Annotated in this window: 18 protein-coding genes and 1 tRNA gene; 3 read left to right on the forward strand and 16 right to left on the reverse strand. The window is 43.8% G+C overall.

Features of this window, described 5'->3' with window-relative positions; genetic code table 11:
- Nucleotides 1-41: 41 nt before the first annotated feature.
- From ACXX53_RS15580 to ACXX53_RS15590, 3 genes are all read right to left on the reverse strand, one after another.
- Nucleotides 42-464 carry a CBS domain-containing protein gene (locus ACXX53_RS15580; RefSeq protein ID WP_458569582.1) on the reverse strand — a complete coding sequence of 141 codons (423 nt, stop codon included), beginning with the start codon at nucleotides 462-464 and terminating at the stop codon, nucleotides 42-44.
- A 138-nt stretch (nucleotides 465-602) separates the two neighbouring features.
- Nucleotides 603-1,616, reverse strand: coding sequence for an LCP family protein (locus ACXX53_RS15585; protein ID WP_458569583.1), 1,014 nt, complete (start codon nucleotides 1,614-1,616; stop codon nucleotides 603-605).
- Nucleotides 1,617-1,714: 98 nt separating this feature from the next.
- Entirely contained in the window at nucleotides 1,715-2,458 is a 744-nt protein-coding gene (locus ACXX53_RS15590) for a DUF421 domain-containing protein (RefSeq protein WP_458569584.1), read from the reverse strand.
- A gap of 512 nt (nucleotides 2,459-2,970) precedes the next feature.
- On the opposite strand from ACXX53_RS15590, the gene ACXX53_RS15595 reads away from it, so the two are divergent.
- Complete coding sequence (locus ACXX53_RS15595) at nucleotides 2,971-3,336, forward strand: DnaJ family domain-containing protein (RefSeq protein ID WP_458569585.1); 366 nt, start codon at nucleotides 2,971-2,973, stop codon at nucleotides 3,334-3,336.
- 63 nt (nucleotides 3,337-3,399) lie between these two features.
- On the opposite strand, the gene rpsR is transcribed toward ACXX53_RS15595, so the two are convergent.
- The 3 genes from rpsR to rpsF are packed head-to-tail and all read right to left on the reverse strand — an operon-like array spanning nucleotide 3,400 to nucleotide 4,552.
- Nucleotides 3,400-3,678, reverse strand: a complete 279-nt coding sequence (gene rpsR / locus ACXX53_RS15600; RefSeq protein WP_458569586.1) for a 30S ribosomal protein S18 — start codon at nucleotides 3,676-3,678, stop codon at nucleotides 3,400-3,402.
- 53 nt (nucleotides 3,679-3,731) lie between these two features.
- Nucleotides 3,732-4,226, reverse strand: coding sequence for a single-stranded DNA-binding protein (gene ssb / locus ACXX53_RS15605; RefSeq protein WP_458569587.1), 495 nt, complete (start codon nucleotides 4,224-4,226; stop codon nucleotides 3,732-3,734).
- Between the two features lie 41 nt (nucleotides 4,227-4,267).
- Entirely contained in the window at nucleotides 4,268-4,552 is a 285-nt protein-coding gene (gene rpsF, locus ACXX53_RS15610; RefSeq protein ID WP_458569588.1) for a 30S ribosomal protein S6, read from the reverse strand.
- 249 nt (nucleotides 4,553-4,801) lie between these two features.
- Here rpsF and ACXX53_RS15615 point away from each other — a divergent pair, with 249 nt between their 5' ends.
- Nucleotides 4,802-4,996 carry a YjzC family protein gene (locus ACXX53_RS15615; RefSeq protein ID WP_458569589.1) on the forward strand — a complete coding sequence of 65 codons (195 nt, stop codon included), beginning with the start codon at nucleotides 4,802-4,804 and terminating at the stop codon, nucleotides 4,994-4,996.
- A 391-nt stretch (nucleotides 4,997-5,387) separates the two neighbouring features.
- Here ACXX53_RS15615 and ACXX53_RS15620 read toward each other — a convergent pair.
- The 4 genes from ACXX53_RS15620 to ACXX53_RS15635 form a co-directional block, all read right to left on the reverse strand.
- Nucleotides 5,388-5,478, reverse strand: a tRNA-Ser gene (locus tag ACXX53_RS15620).
- Between the two features lie 85 nt (nucleotides 5,479-5,563).
- Nucleotides 5,564-5,791 carry a DUF951 domain-containing protein gene (locus tag ACXX53_RS15625; RefSeq protein ID WP_458569590.1) on the reverse strand — a complete coding sequence of 76 codons (228 nt, stop codon included), beginning with the start codon at nucleotides 5,789-5,791 and terminating at the stop codon, nucleotides 5,564-5,566.
- Nucleotide 5,792: 1 nt separating this feature from the next.
- Nucleotides 5,793-6,728 carry a mechanosensitive ion channel family protein gene (locus tag ACXX53_RS15630; protein WP_458569591.1) on the reverse strand — a complete coding sequence of 312 codons (936 nt, stop codon included), beginning with the start codon at nucleotides 6,726-6,728 and terminating at the stop codon, nucleotides 5,793-5,795.
- Nucleotides 6,729-6,731: 3 nt separating this feature from the next.
- Nucleotides 6,732-7,016, reverse strand: coding sequence for a DUF3343 domain-containing protein (locus tag ACXX53_RS15635; RefSeq protein WP_458569592.1), 285 nt, complete (start codon nucleotides 7,014-7,016; stop codon nucleotides 6,732-6,734).
- A 127-nt stretch (nucleotides 7,017-7,143) separates the two neighbouring features.
- On the opposite strand from ACXX53_RS15635, the gene yyaC reads away from it, so the two are divergent.
- Nucleotides 7,144-7,734 carry a spore protease YyaC gene (gene yyaC / locus ACXX53_RS15640; RefSeq protein WP_458569593.1) on the forward strand — a complete coding sequence of 197 codons (591 nt, stop codon included), beginning with the start codon at nucleotides 7,144-7,146 and terminating at the stop codon, nucleotides 7,732-7,734.
- A gap of 18 nt (nucleotides 7,735-7,752) precedes the next feature.
- Here yyaC and ACXX53_RS15645 read toward each other — a convergent pair whose 3' ends face one another.
- The 6 genes from ACXX53_RS15645 to rsmG form a co-directional block, all read right to left on the reverse strand.
- Nucleotides 7,753-8,253, reverse strand: coding sequence for a DUF4446 family protein (locus ACXX53_RS15645; RefSeq protein WP_458569594.1), 501 nt, complete (start codon nucleotides 8,251-8,253; stop codon nucleotides 7,753-7,755).
- A gap of 22 nt (nucleotides 8,254-8,275) precedes the next feature.
- Complete coding sequence (locus tag ACXX53_RS15650) at nucleotides 8,276-9,436, reverse strand: aminotransferase class V-fold PLP-dependent enzyme (protein ID WP_458569595.1); 1,161 nt, start codon at nucleotides 9,434-9,436, stop codon at nucleotides 8,276-8,278.
- A 267-nt stretch (nucleotides 9,437-9,703) separates the two neighbouring features.
- A complete protein-coding gene (locus tag ACXX53_RS15655; RefSeq protein ID WP_458569596.1) occupies nucleotides 9,704-10,570 on the reverse strand; it encodes a ParB/RepB/Spo0J family partition protein in 867 nt (288 codons plus the stop codon).
- Entirely contained in the window at nucleotides 10,563-11,324 is a 762-nt protein-coding gene (locus tag ACXX53_RS15660; protein ID WP_458569597.1) for a ParA family protein, read from the reverse strand. The genes ACXX53_RS15655 and ACXX53_RS15660 overlap by 8 nt, the downstream gene beginning before the upstream one ends.
- A 179-nt stretch (nucleotides 11,325-11,503) precedes the next feature.
- Complete coding sequence (gene noc, locus ACXX53_RS15665; RefSeq protein WP_458569598.1) at nucleotides 11,504-12,322, reverse strand: nucleoid occlusion protein; 819 nt, start codon at nucleotides 12,320-12,322, stop codon at nucleotides 11,504-11,506.
- A gap of 819 nt (nucleotides 12,323-13,141) precedes the next feature.
- Complete coding sequence (rsmG, locus tag ACXX53_RS15670) at nucleotides 13,142-13,864, reverse strand: 16S rRNA (guanine(527)-N(7))-methyltransferase RsmG (protein WP_458569599.1); 723 nt, start codon at nucleotides 13,862-13,864, stop codon at nucleotides 13,142-13,144.
- Between the last annotated feature and the right edge of the window lie 4 nt (nucleotides 13,865-13,868).

The raw sequence follows: 13,868 nt of genomic DNA on the forward strand, positions 1-13,868 counted from the left end.
CACCCTTCTATAAAAGTGCGTTACTGCCCATTATAACATAATTAGTGAACATCCATCGCTTTCGTTACGAACTGCTCGCAATATTCAATAATCTGGCTGCGCCGTACAATTCCTATGAATCGATTCCGGTCATCTACTACGGGTACAAAGTTCTGAACCTTGGCCAACTTGATGAGATCTTCCATGTTAGAATCAATTCTTACTGATTTTATCAGCTTGTTAAGTTCTACTTCTTTAAGTAAAAATTTCGAAGCGTTCTCAAAATGAATTGCACCATTCGAGTTTTTCATATGCCATAACAGATCACCCTCAGTTACCGTGCCCACATATTCCCCGTTATCATTAATGATCGGCACTGAAGTAAAACGGTGATGTTCCATGCGCTCCAAGGTTTGGCGAAGAGTTGACTGTTCATTCAGACAAACAACTTCATGTTTCGGCAGTAAGAAAAATGCAATATTCATCCGTTAGGTATCCTCCTCATGATTAGCGGATCATCCCTATTATTATAAAACCTACCTAATTATAAATTAACACATTTACTATTACAAAAACAAAAGCCAGCTGCCCAAGCAGCCGGCTCTTGCTATAAAGGTTATAAATTAATCATTGCTCATCTGACGTGGAACCATTAATTGATCTTTTGTTGTTTTTGGATCCAACCAGTTATTGATTAGCTCCTTCACATAAGTGAGATCTTCTTCATCCGGCATGTAGTACCATACTCCGTCATCCATCTCGCCTTCACCATGCAGCATATAACTGCTGATTGCTGGCGAGGTATCCTGCTTAAACATATATTTGGCCAGATTGATCATGTTCTTAGGCTTCATATCTGTAGTAAAGTTATTGCCTACCACCTCAAGAATCTGCGGGAACTTTCCGATCTGATCCAACTCAATAGCACGATCCATTACGGCTTGTATGAAGATGCGATGACGCTCGGTTCGATTCATATCCGAATCCTCACGGTAACGTACATAGTACAGAGCCTCTTGGCCATTATAGAGCTCCTTACCGCCTTCAATCGTGAACTTCTCATGATTCGGATCTTTGTTCACAATGTCTTCTGTAATCGGCAGTCTTATGCCTCCAAGAGCATCAACAACTTCCTTAAGGCCCTCAAAGTTAATCGTCGCATAATGATCAACTGGACTATCCAACAGGTTGGATATCGTATCCATACTCATCTTAGCGCCGCCTGTAGGACCGCCCTTCGCGGTTCCGAATGCGTATGCGTGATTGATCTTATCTGTAGTGCCATGCCCTACGATCTCGGTATACGTATCACGAGGTATGGAAACGAGAAGCACCTTATTGTCCTTTGGACGGACAACTGAATAAATGATCGTATCCGAACGACCTATTTCGTTGTCTCGTTGGTCAATGCCCAGTAGAGCGGCTGAGAACGGCTCCTCTAATTCGCGATCAACAACTGGCTTCTCGGCTATAGGCTGGTAAGATGGATCGAGCTTATGTTCCACTGTATCGGATAAGAATAAATCAAATGCTAATATAGCTAATTGCTTGCGGAACACAAAGCAGCTAAGCGCTATAATCAAAACGACAGCAAGTATGATCCACCATTTCTTTGCAGATTTTTTTTTCGTTTTCATTTAATTGTCCACTTCTTCCCCTTATGATATCCATAATAAATCTCATGATGTCAGATTGAATACAGAGCAGCTAATGAGCAATTAACCGCCCCATATCCTTAATCAGACTTTGACTTAACAGACTGCTCTCCAACACCACTTGAAGCTTGATTATACAGATCAATATGCAATTGATCCTGATCATTCACTTCAACAACAAACACTTCTTCCGTTCGAAGCCCTCGCTTGGTAAGCTCTGCTTCAAGCCACGCTCGGCTTTTGCCAATCCGTATCAATTCATCTTCCAAAATATTTCCATCCATCAGTACAATGGACGAAAGAAGAAATGATTCATCTTCATCCCTATCTCCCAGCTGGGAATGAATATGGTCAAGCGTTAGAGGTTGGAGATTCTTCTTGAGCATCACATTAATCTCACCGCTTGGTTCCATAACGGCAAATTCTACATCCGATACACGGAAGGCATTACGAGTGCGCAGCTGCGCCATCATTTCATCGATGGTTAAACGTTCCTTGCGCATGTTTTGCTCCATGATCTTTCCATTCTGAATAATAATCGTACTTTTACCATCTACCCAATCACGGAATCGCTTGCTCTTCAGCTGCATCCATGATATCCCGACAGATGTTAATACCCATACAATCAGCGAAATGATCCCTAGAACCCACTTGCCATCAGGGTTTACCGTTATATATACGACGACACTGCCTATGGTTAAACCCGTCATGTATTCAAATAATGACAACTGTGATACTTGCCGCTTGCCAAGCAGCTTGGTCATAATATACAAGATCACCATGGCAAGCCATGTCCTTAAGATTACGTAGATCCAATCCTCCATGAGCTCCCTCCTGCTGTATGCAGTTAGGCATAGGATGGACAAGAGTGATCTATTTTACGTATCCTAACGTCCTGCCGCTATCTGTAATATTAGGTTAATCGATATTCATTCCCGCTCTCGTATATGATGAGATAATCCCATGCTTTCTTTCCAATATGCATTGTTAGGAACCTAACATGTTATCCGTGATATAACACCTGCTCCAGAACAATAAATCTATTTTACTAGCATTGCGACAAAAAATAAAATACTAGTTTGTTATTCAAGTCATTTTTCACATAATCTAGGAGATATATTTTACTTAAATAGCCCATATCTGACTTTATACAATCACAAACACCAATTACGTACCCGAGCATAACCATAAGAACTTATCTAGACCCACTTAGGCTTGGTAACATGCTATAATAAGGTTAAGTTTAAGGATTATTTTCCCATCTATATATAAGCTAAATGAGTGTATTTTATTATTCATTTTCCTATGTGGAATATATGCCGAGGAGGTAACTGGTGTGAGCGAACGAAAAGATTCTATTGACGCCATATTCGAAGAATATGAGAAGTCTGGGGGGCTGCAAGACTTGCCTGGCAAGGGAAAACCCATACCAGAGGAAGCACTTAAAGGCGATGTGTTGAATGGCATCCTGAAGAATGCCAACTATGTTCCCGCTTGGGTCGAGCAGCAACAGCTGATCGCCGCTATGATTCGGAAGGCTATCCAGTCGTTTGACAGCGGTCACCATCAGGAAGGTGAAACGCTTGTTGCGCAGGTTAATGAAGCGATACGCAAATACAACCGTTCCTGCCCTCCCATTATGCAGCGCGGTCTCGTAGTTCCTGAGTCACTGCGTGACAAGCTTGCGCTGTGGGAAGCCTAATATCATAGCTTGTGTACAAACAAAACCGCCGACCTAAGGGTCGACGGTTTCTTATAATACGGACTACTCCGTAGTGTATGGCAGCAATGCTACTTGACGGGAACGCTTGATAGCGATTGTCAAAGCACGTTGGTACTTCGCACAAGTTCCTGTCACACGACGTGGCAAAATTTTGCCGCGCTCGCTGATAAACTTTTTAAGCAAATCAGTGTCTTTGTAGTCGATGTGAGTGATCTTGTTCGCTGTGAAGTAACAAACTTTACGGCGCTTGTTACGGCCACGACGACCACCACTGAATTTACGCTCACGGCCTTCGCCGCCATCGTTTTGCTTGAAGCTCATATCTGTTCAACTCCCTCGTTTAGAATTCCATGTCCTAATAGGCTTAAGCGCCATTAGAATGGCAGATCATCATCCGATATATCGATCGGTTTGCCGTCGTCCGAAAAAGGATCCGCTGCTGGACCACGCGAGAAACCAGAATTGGAGTTACCGCCACCACGTGACTGGCTTGGCGCAGGTGCTGCACCATATCCTCCACCTTGATCTTCACGAGAACCGCCGCCGTCGCGATTGGACTCCAAGAACCGCACATTATCCGCAATAACCTCGGTTACGTATACTCGTTTGCCTTCGTTATTATCGTAATTCCGCACTTGGATGCGTCCTTCAACGGCTGTGAGTCGACCCTTGCGCAAATAGTTTGCACACGTCTCAGCCAACTGCCGCCATGTAACGACAGGAATGAAATCCGCTTCACGTTCCCCGCCCTGACTCGAGAACGGACGGTCTACCGCCAATGTGAATTGCGTTACCGCAACCCCAGACGGAGTGTAGCGCAATTCAGGGTCTTTTGTTAGACGACCAATCAAGATCACGCGATTTAACATCGTATCCCTCCTTCAACAGCTTGTTTACTACATGACAGGCATTAAGCCACGTCGTTTGTTACGAGATGACGGATAACTTCGTCAGCGATCTTCAGCTGGCGATCCAATTCCGCTACTACTGCAGGCTCAGCTGTGAAGTTAACCAACACATAGATACCATCGCGGAATTTCTTGATCTCGTACGCAAGACGGCGCTTACCCAATACGTCATGTTTCGTAATTTCACCGCCGTTAGAGATGACGCCCTGGAATTTTTCAACAACAGCTTGTACAGCTTCTTGCTCAACATCCGGACGAATAATGTACATCAATTCGTACTTGCGCATGTAATTCACCTCCTTATGGACTTTGGCCCCTGGAATCATTGCCAGGAGCAAGGAGCACGAGTAGAACTCGCACTAAATTAGTGTATCAAAAAGCGGACCAAGAAGCAACTAATTGCTTTATTTTTCAATGATGACATTTCCTACAGTGCCTCCCCGCCTTTACCTCCTATAGGTCCTCCCCTTATCGTACACCATATGAGATGCAGAGCTCGTCATATCCCGTCTTATATTTGAAGGAGGTTATTCATCATGGGTGAACGCACCGAATATAATCCCGGCGACCGCGCACCAAACGACGCCATCTACATCGAAGTGGGTGAAGTCAGTTTCCACACGGAGATCATGAATCCCAAGCAGATCAAGTTGAAGAAGGGTGAGCGCTTCCCAGATACAACAAACAAGGATCGTAAGTGGAAGAAGAAGTCCCACGCTATGGTACATTAAAGGCTCTAATAACTTTTTTTGAACTCGATGTATAAACGTCAGCTAAACGACCATAATAACAACTGACGGTACGAAGCGAGGTGGCGTTCCATTGAACAGTGGAGCTGATAAACCAAGTAGACTTGTCTTTACCAAATGAATGTGAAGCGAGGGGTTGTGCTAAAGGCTATTAATGGTCTCACACACAAGTAAGCGGCATGAATGATTTCATGTATGTTTGATCCAAGCGAATCGTAAATGAAGTAAGGCGTGTAAGTCGATCCTTGTACCGTCAACTAGAAAGAGACCCTGCGTACGCAGGGTCTCTTTGCTTATGTATTAGTGCGATACGGCTGACTCGCTGAACAAACAAAAAAACGACTCGTATGAGTCGCCGTTATTAGCAATATGGTGGCGGAAAGGGTGGGATTCGAACCCACGCACGCCTTGCGACGCCTAGTTGATTTCGAGTCAACCCCCTTGGGCCTCTTGGGTACCTTTCCGCAGTGTTATTGATCATAACATAAGTTTAGAAAGGATGCAAGATATTTTATATGGTCATGCACCCTATCCACTATGTGTTATTCATTAGTTAGAATCCTCGGCTGATTGGTCTTCCTTTGGCGCTGCGGAATGCAGCACTTTCTTCATATTCTTCTCAAACTTTACACGAGGTACGAGCACACTGTGCTTGCAGCCCACACACTTAATACGAATATCCATGCCCATACGAATGATTTCCATCTCATTCGTGCCGCATGGGTGCGGCTTCTTCATCTGAACGATGTCACCCAGACCAAAAGACTTTCGATCCATATTAGACTCCTCCTTTTTCCTGTCGATGATAAGTTACCATGCGTGGATAAGGCATCTCGATATCATTCTCATCCAGAGATCGTTTAATAATCTGATTTAATTTACGAGATACCGAAGCTTGTGTGTTGGGTCTGCATTCAGCGATTATTCGAATGACAACTTGAGACGGTCCCAATGTTTGTACGCCCAGTACCTGTGGAACTTTTGTAATGTTTGTTTCTTGGTCTTGTATCGACATTAACGTCTTCTCAATAACTTTAGTCGCATTCTCTATATTCTCTTCGTATGCAATACCTACATCGATAACAGCGATTGAATTGTTAAGTGAGAAGTTGGTTACTTCCGTGATGCTGCCATTTGGAATGATAAATACTTCACCAGTCCAGCTATGAATTCGCGTCGATCGCAAGCCGATCATCTCAACTGTTCCTTGGAACTGACCTACCTTAATGACATCCCCTACCGCAAATTGATCCTCAAAGATGATAAAGAATCCCGTCATCACATCTTTAACCAAGCTTTGCGCCCCGAAACTGACGGCTAGACCGATGACACTCGCACCTGCTATCAGCGGAGCCAGATCAATGTTGAAGACGGACAAGATCAACAAGATCATGACGAAATTCATCGCTAACGACGTTACGTTCTTGAGCAGCTTGCCTATCGTTATCAGTCGTCTAGGGTTAACAGAGATCCTATCTTGCTCTTTTGCTTTCATGGCATGATTAATCATCCGATGAACTATACGTATCACAACTCGAGTAATTAAGAAGATAAGCAGTATTTGCAATGCTCCGATTAGCAGTGACTCCCACGTATTATCCAACCAGACCATAAACTCATCTTTCCATTTATCCAATACCGTCAACGTCTGTTCTACACTTTCTTCTATAGTCTGATCTGTGTCTCCTGCTGTTGCTATATACCAAGATTTCATGTACTACTCTCCTCCTGCACTGCTCCAAATACACGTATAGGTTACCTTAGATTCATTTATGGGACGAAAGATTCCTCTAATGACAACTTGTTCTGATAGAATGATTTCTTTAACTTGCTCCAAATGCTCTTCTTCAAACCGGATTGATAATGCGCACCCTGCTGTAATAGCTTTTGGCGTAGGACATGTATCAATCTCCAGATCCGCATATTCAAGCAGCATCTCTGCTCGCAGCGCTTGTTGGGTAGAATCGAATGCCATTACCAGCCAAGCCGGCTCGCCTATCATCACGCTCTTCCTTTCTATTTTACAAGATTAATAGAATGATTTCAGTTCGTTTATTCACGAGAAGTATATTATTATGCGCTCCTCCATATACTAAATAATACCATTAATAGAAACGGAGGCAGCGCCTTTGAATTTTCCATTATTTCAGCGTTTAGCGACGACTCCTGAGCCGTCACCTTATAAGGTCGCTTACGATAAGCCAGAAGCGGCTTCTCTCATTATGGATGCTGTTTCCGATCATTTACGTGTTCGCGCACCTCATCAGAATATAATAGTTGTCTGTATCGGTACGGATCGATCAACAGGTGATTGTCTTGGTCCGCTCGTAGGAAGTCAATTGATGAAGCTTGACAGCAAGAACTACACGACTATGGGCACTTTATCTGAGCCTGTCCATGCTATGAATCTTCAGGACACACTGGATCGACTTGAACAAGAACATCCTAACTCATTTATTATAGCTGTCGATGCTTGTCTTGGGCAAAGTTCAAGCATAGGACATATCCAAGTGCTGTCAGGACCAGTGAGACCTGGAGCAGGGGTAAATAAACAATTGCCTCCGGTCGGCGATATGCATGTCACGGGCATCGTCAACATCGGAGGCTTTATGGAGTATTTTGTATTACAGAACACCCGACTTCATCTCGTTATGGAGATGTCAGAAGTTATCGCACATGCGCTTCATCATTCTATAAGCCGAGTACAAGCTGTCTATTAATAACATATATAATGGATACTATGACTTAGCCATGTGCTGCCGCGCGGTTTCCATGGCCTGTTTCTCTTCCGGTGATAATGCATAAGTGGAGTTCCCTTTTTCTAGAGGCTTAGCATACACAAACATATGCTCACGGCCGTGAATACCTGTGAATACAACACCGTCTTCTTGATCATTCAGCAAAGCAATCGAAAAGCTCAGATCGCTTCCCCGTTCATTAAACGCATTGTAACGAAGCACGCCTACGTGTGCAACCTGATTCTGTAGTTTGCGGTTCATCGCTTCAATTATGGTCTGGTGATGCTCATTAGACAATTGCAGGCCTTCAATATCTACATTCATCTTGGTCAGAAGCCCTTCCAGATTGTCTATCCCCGCTCCATTCATTAGCTTATCGTAACGATGTCTAAGCTTGCGCAATCCCGCTCCCTGTACGATAACAATTATGAATAATATCAAGCTTACCAGTGCCGTTCCTAATGTTAGGTACGGTATCCAATCCAATCCCATTTCATTCATTGTGGTTGCACTCCTGCTTCTTTCAAGTTTGACTCAGCTGACGCAATGCATTCAGCGCATATTCGATATGTTCTGTTGTTGTGTTCCATCCTACGCTTAAGCGTACCGCTCCCTCACCTAAAGTTCCTGCCAACTCATGAGCCAATGGTGTGCAGTGATAACCCGATCTGGCCGCAATTCCATATGTTCGGTCCAATTGAAATGCTAAAGCTGCACTATCCATAACGGATGATCGTATAGAGACAATTCCGGTTCGAGCCTCTCCGATGGGAGGTCCAAGGGCTTCCAAGGATGGAATCGCATGAATGCCTTCCATTAATAATTGTGTTAACGCCCATTCCTTATTATAAAGGTTCTCTACCGATTCATGCAGTATGTAGCGTACTCCAGCTTCCAAACCAGCAATTCCCACTGTGTTAGGCGTCCCTGCTTCATAGCGATCTGGACGAGTTATGGGCTGTTCAGGATCTTCCGAATGGCTTCCTGTGCCGCCTTGTATTATCGGCTCAACATCAATACTAGGATGAATATACAGTCCGCCTGTACCCATAGGACCTAATAACCCCTTATGACCTGGAAATGCGAGCATATCTATTCCCATCCGCTGTACATCGATTGGCAGCAAGCCTGCCGACTGCGCTGCATCAACCAATAATTTGGCATCGTGTGCATGGGCTAATGCGGCAATCTCCTGAATCGGCAGTATGGAACCGAATAGATTCGAACTATGATTACATACCACTAATCGTGTATCCGGCTGAATCGCTCGTTCCATCTCTTCCAGATCCAGCATTCCCATAGAGTCTGCAGCTACATAGGTGACCCGTACCCTCTTATTTTTCTTCAACCACTCTAGCGGGCGTCGTACCGCATTATGCTCAATGCCTGTAGCAACAACATGATCTCCTTCACGGACATAACCGTGAATCGCCATATTCAATGCCATCGTAGTGTTCAACGTAAAGGCTATGTCTAAAGGGTTAGCAATATTAAATAGCTCAGCCAACACCATTCTAGTCCGCATCAGACGTTTGCCTGCATACATCGCCATACGATGTCCACCACGCCCAGGGTTTGCACCCTCCTCCATCAAGGTGCGTGTCATGGCATCCAATACAGCGGGTGGCTTCGGCCAGGAAGTTGCAGCGTGATCCAGGTATACTATGGAAGAACAATCTCCCATCACTCTTCCTCCTAACCATCAGAAGTATATTACCTTATAATTCGCTGTAAATGGTTTATATCTTGTTAATTTTAGGACATGATCACTTGAATATATATAATTTTAAATAATATTTTTTTGATAATGGAGAACTATCATTTTCTCTTACAACTTACGTCTCTATTCATAGCTCTGTAACCACAAAAAAAGTCAGCATCAATAGTTTAATGCTTCTCCCGAAGGATGACAACTAAAGATGCTAACTTTCTTTTACATTGATGCAATCCGTTACGATTGTGTCTTGGACATCGATTGAAGCATTTCCAACAACCGTTCCAGATCCTCGCTGCTGAAGTAAGATATTTCTATTTTACCTTTGCCTTTTTGCTTGGTTGTCTTAATCTTAACAGTCGTGCGGAATTGCTCGCGAAGCGCTTCCTCTAAGTGATCGATATACGGGTCCTTACTGATTGCTTTCTTCTTGTCGCCGGCTTTCCCTTTTCGATTCATCTGCTGAATCGCTTCTTCCAACTGACGAACACTCCACTCCTGATCGATCGAGGACTTCGCTAACTGTTTTACTACATTCGAATCTTTAACTCCTGCTATCGCACGAGCATGTCCCATTGAAAGTGTTCCACGTGAAACATGGTCCTTCACTTCTTCAGGTAGATGCAGCAAGCGCAGGAAGTTTGCAATGTGGGAACGAGACTTGCCTACTTTAACAGATAGCTCCTCTTGTGTTAAATGAATCTGATCCATTAAATTCTGATACGCCTGTGCTAATTCAATGGCATTTAGATTCTCACGCTGAAGGTTCTCGATCAGTGCAATTTCCATTGTCTGATCATCTGTGAAAGAACGAACAACGGCCGGTATCGTTTCGAGCCCTAGAAGTTGGGAAGCACGGAACCGACGCTCTCCTGCGATAATTTCATGCCCCTTCAATACGGAACGTACAATAATCGGCTGAATGACGCCATGCTGCTTAATCGATTCAGCCAGCTCTTGAATGGACTGCTCATCAAAGCTTTTTCGTGGTTGATATGGGTTCGGTCGAAGTTGCTTCAGTGACAGTTCAACAATCTTATCATCATCTTGAACAGACAACGACGGAATGAGAGCATCCAACCCTCTGCCCAAACGCTTACTCATATGCTATCACTTCCTTAGCCAATTCAAGGTACACTTCTGCTCCCTTGGATTTAGCATCATAGGTCATTATGGATTGACCATGTGATGGAGCTTCACTCAATCGAATATTGCGCGGGATAATCGTCTGGTAAACCTTTTGCTGAAAATACTTCTTCACTTCTTCAATTACTTGTAACCCTAGATTCGTTCGAGCATCAAGCATCGTCAACAATACGCCTTCGATCTGAAGGGATGTATTCAAGTGCTTCTGTACCAAGCGAACTGTATTTAACAATTGGCTGAGACCTTCTAACGCATAATACTCGCATTGAATCGGAATAATAACAGATTGAGCCGCAGTCAGAGAGTTTATCGTGAGGATCCCTAACGACGGTGGACAATCAATAAGTATATAATCATATTGATGAGTCACTAACTGAAGCGCTTTCTTAAGACGCACCTCGCGTGAGATCGTCGGTACAAGCTCGATCTCGGCACCCGCAAGCTGAATCGTTGCAGGAATGATATGAAGTCCGTCAACATTCGTCTTAATGATGGCCTCCTGAGGATGCACATCATTAATGATGACATCATAAATGCAGTTTGCTACATCGGCTTTATTAACACCTACACCACTCGTTGTGTTACCCTGTGGGTCAATATCAATAAGCAATACACGTTTACCCAGTAAAGCTAAACCTGCACCCAAATTAACGGTGGTTGTTGTTTTCCCCACACCGCCCTTTTGGTTGGTAATGGCAACTATTTTAGCCACTCCTCTTCACCCCAATGCCCAATCTTCTCGTCCTTCTAAGCTGCTACCGTACCACTGATGTCCTAACCATCACGTGCCTTGCAGGAATACTACACCAAGCTTAATGATTTGTCATACTCGTCAATAGTATCGTTATGCCTGTTGCTTGTATATCGCGATTCAATGTATAACAAGCGAATCTAGCGTTTTGGAATCTGGATCACGATCTCATAATGATCTTCATAATCTCGTTCATCTGTTTTGATCGTTAAGCCCGAATCGGTAACCATGTCTATCGATTGACGAATCGTATTCAGCGCCAAGCGTACATCTTTCGAGAAGGAGATTCGCTTCGGCTTCTTCTTTTCATGTTGAACTTCCTTGTAAAGTGCTACACGCGCTTCAGTCTGCTTAACATTAAGTTCCTTCGCTATTATTTCATTCAATAGCTTCAGCTGCAGTTCAACTGTGTCTAGACCTAATAGCGCCCGTGCATGGCGCTCAGAGATCTTCCGATCTATTAATGCTTGCTTCACTTCATCCGGCAATTGCAGGAGTCTGATCTTATTGGCAATTGTCGACTGACTCTTGCCTAATCGTTGAGCTAAGCTCTCCTGTGTCAATTGATGAAGCTCGATTAACTTTGAATATGCGACGGCTTCCTCAATGGAAGTCAATCCTTCTCGCTGCAGATTCTCAATAAGAGCGATAGACGCAGCCTGAGAGTCATTAATCTCACGTATAATGGCTGGAATCGTTTCCATGCCTAGCTTCTTTACAGCACGGTAACGACGCTCACCTGCGATAATCTCGTATTTCCCTTCACGAATACGCACTACAATAGGCTGAATAATGCCATGCGTCTTAATGGTTTGGGCTAGCTCTTCAATCCGCTCATCGTCAAATACGGTGCGGGGCTGATAAGGGCTAGTCACGATTTCATGGACAGGAAGCTGCTTTACTTCATCCGATGTCGAACGATCCGCTAAACCAAATAAACGAGATAATTGTTCTTTCATCTGTGTGTCATACCACCTAACTTCATATTAATGCCAGGCACGTCCAACCATCAGAGAGCATCTCACTTCGCTCCCAATAGCTTTATCTGAATTTCATTTGATGCCATATAAAAAATAAAGATACTTCAAATCATGAGGTGCTTGTACAGCCATTCTATTGCGGATTTTTCTACATTTCATCATATTGTGTTTCACTTGATGTGCATCAAGAGTTAAGTCGGGCAATCAAATTCACTATCATATGAGTAAGAATTCAATCATAACATGGCTTACCCTGAACCCACTATATGAATTCATATGATATAAACAAAAACAGCCCGCTAAACACCAATATTTCTATCAAGTACTACATATTTCGCAGGATGCCGTAAACAACAATTGATTTACTTAACACCAATTAAGTAAGTTATATCCTTTATGTATTCTCCAATAGTACTCACTTTTCCTGCCATTTGGAAATAACAGTGAAAATAAATCGTGTTTCACGTGGAACAAAACAGGCTTGTATGGCTCACCTGTTTCCTTCATATCGTAACATAAATACAATCATTCAGCATCCGAATCTTATACGACATTTATTTCTCAAATGATTATTTCATTAGAAAAATAGAAAAATTTAATCAGTATCGTATAAATTATCTCTACATCCTCGGAACAGCATGAACATCCTTCAACCGCCATTATCCACAAGTGGATAACATAAAAACACGCTGTGCTTGGCGTTATCCCCAACCCAGCACAGCGTGTCGATCTATGTTCCGTCACATTACTAACAACATGATTACTTAACCTACGACTTACCTTACGAAGGCACTATACTTATACAATAGGTGTCTTCAATGGTGTGCCAGGCTTGCGCGGATACGCCTTAGGAGTAGCCCCAGTCTTCTCTAGCAGCACAATATGACGCTCCGATTGCTCTACCGGCAGCTTTAAGTCATAATCCCCTACCAGCTTAGCCTGCAGCACCTTCATACTGCGCGAAGCCTCGGTCAGCTCCTCTGTCATGTTGGAGCCTTTCATAGCGGCAAACATACCGCCCGTACGTGTGAAAGGCAGACAGAACTCATTCAGTACATTCAGTCTAGCAACAGCTCGAGCAGATACGAGATCATATTGATCTCGATGCTCAGGCTTGCGCGCGGCTTCTTCCGCTCGTGCATGAACGCATGTCACATCGCTGAGACCGAGTTCTGCAGCCAGATGATTCAAGAACACAATACGCTTGTTTAACGAATCGACAATCGTAAGCTTAAGATGCGGAAACAAGATCTTGAGTGGGATTCCTGGAAATCCCGCGCCAGATCCGATGTCCGCCATCGTATTGACCTTATCCATCGGCACATAGAACGACAAGGTCAACGAGTCATAGAAGTGCTTCTCGTATACCGCTTCTCGCTCTGTAATGCCCGTCAAGTTCATCCGTTCGTTCCAATCCGCCAACACTTCCACATAGCGATCCAATTGCTCGAATTGTCTACTGGATACGGACAACCCATATGGCTCAAGCCACTTTACAAATCGTTCCTGCACGTGATCCATGCTT

The sequence above is a fragment of the Paenibacillus marinisediminis genome, assembly GCF_054343325.1.

Bases quoted from the DNA above. Each gene is read 5' to 3' on its own strand.
- ACXX53_RS15580 (WP_458569582.1), bottom strand. From the start codon at position 464: ATGAATATTGCATTTTTCTTACTGCCGAAACATGAAGTTGTTTGTCTG.
- ACXX53_RS15585 (WP_458569583.1), bottom strand. From the start codon at position 1,616: ATGAAAACGAAAAAAAAATCTGCAAAGAAATGGTGGATCATACTTGCT.
- ACXX53_RS15590 (WP_458569584.1), bottom strand. From the start codon at position 2,458: ATGGAGGATTGGATCTACGTAATCTTAAGGACATGGCTTGCCATGGTG.
- rpsR (WP_458569586.1), bottom strand. From the start codon at position 3,678: ATGAGCTTCAAGCAAAACGATGGCGGCGAAGGCCGTGAGCGTAAATTC.
- ssb (WP_458569587.1), bottom strand. From the start codon at position 4,226: ATGTTAAATCGCGTGATCTTGATTGGTCGTCTAACAAAAGACCCTGAA.
- rpsF (WP_458569588.1), bottom strand. From the start codon at position 4,552: ATGCGCAAGTACGAATTGATGTACATTATTCGTCCGGATGTTGAGCAA.
- ACXX53_RS15615 (WP_458569589.1), top strand. From the start codon at position 4,802: ATGGGTGAACGCACCGAATATAATCCCGGCGACCGCGCACCAAACGAC.
- ACXX53_RS15625 (WP_458569590.1), bottom strand. From the start codon at position 5,791: ATGGATCGAAAGTCTTTTGGTCTGGGTGACATCGTTCAGATGAAGAAG.
- ACXX53_RS15630 (WP_458569591.1), bottom strand. From the start codon at position 6,728: ATGAAATCTTGGTATATAGCAACAGCAGGAGACACAGATCAGACTATA.
- ACXX53_RS15635 (WP_458569592.1), bottom strand. From the start codon at position 7,016: ATGATAGGCGAGCCGGCTTGGCTGGTAATGGCATTCGATTCTACCCAA.
- ACXX53_RS15645 (WP_458569594.1), bottom strand. From the start codon at position 8,253: ATGAATGAAATGGGATTGGATTGGATACCGTACCTAACATTAGGAACG.
- ACXX53_RS15650 (WP_458569595.1), bottom strand. From the start codon at position 9,436: ATGGGAGATTGTTCTTCCATAGTATACCTGGATCACGCTGCAACTTCC.
- ACXX53_RS15655 (WP_458569596.1), bottom strand. From the start codon at position 10,570: ATGAGTAAGCGTTTGGGCAGAGGGTTGGATGCTCTCATTCCGTCGTTG.
- noc (WP_458569598.1), bottom strand. From the start codon at position 12,322: ATGAAAGAACAATTATCTCGTTTATTTGGTTTAGCGGATCGTTCGACA.
- rsmG (WP_458569599.1), bottom strand. From the start codon at position 13,864: ATGGATCACGTGCAGGAACGATTTGTAAAGTGGCTTGAGCCATATGGG.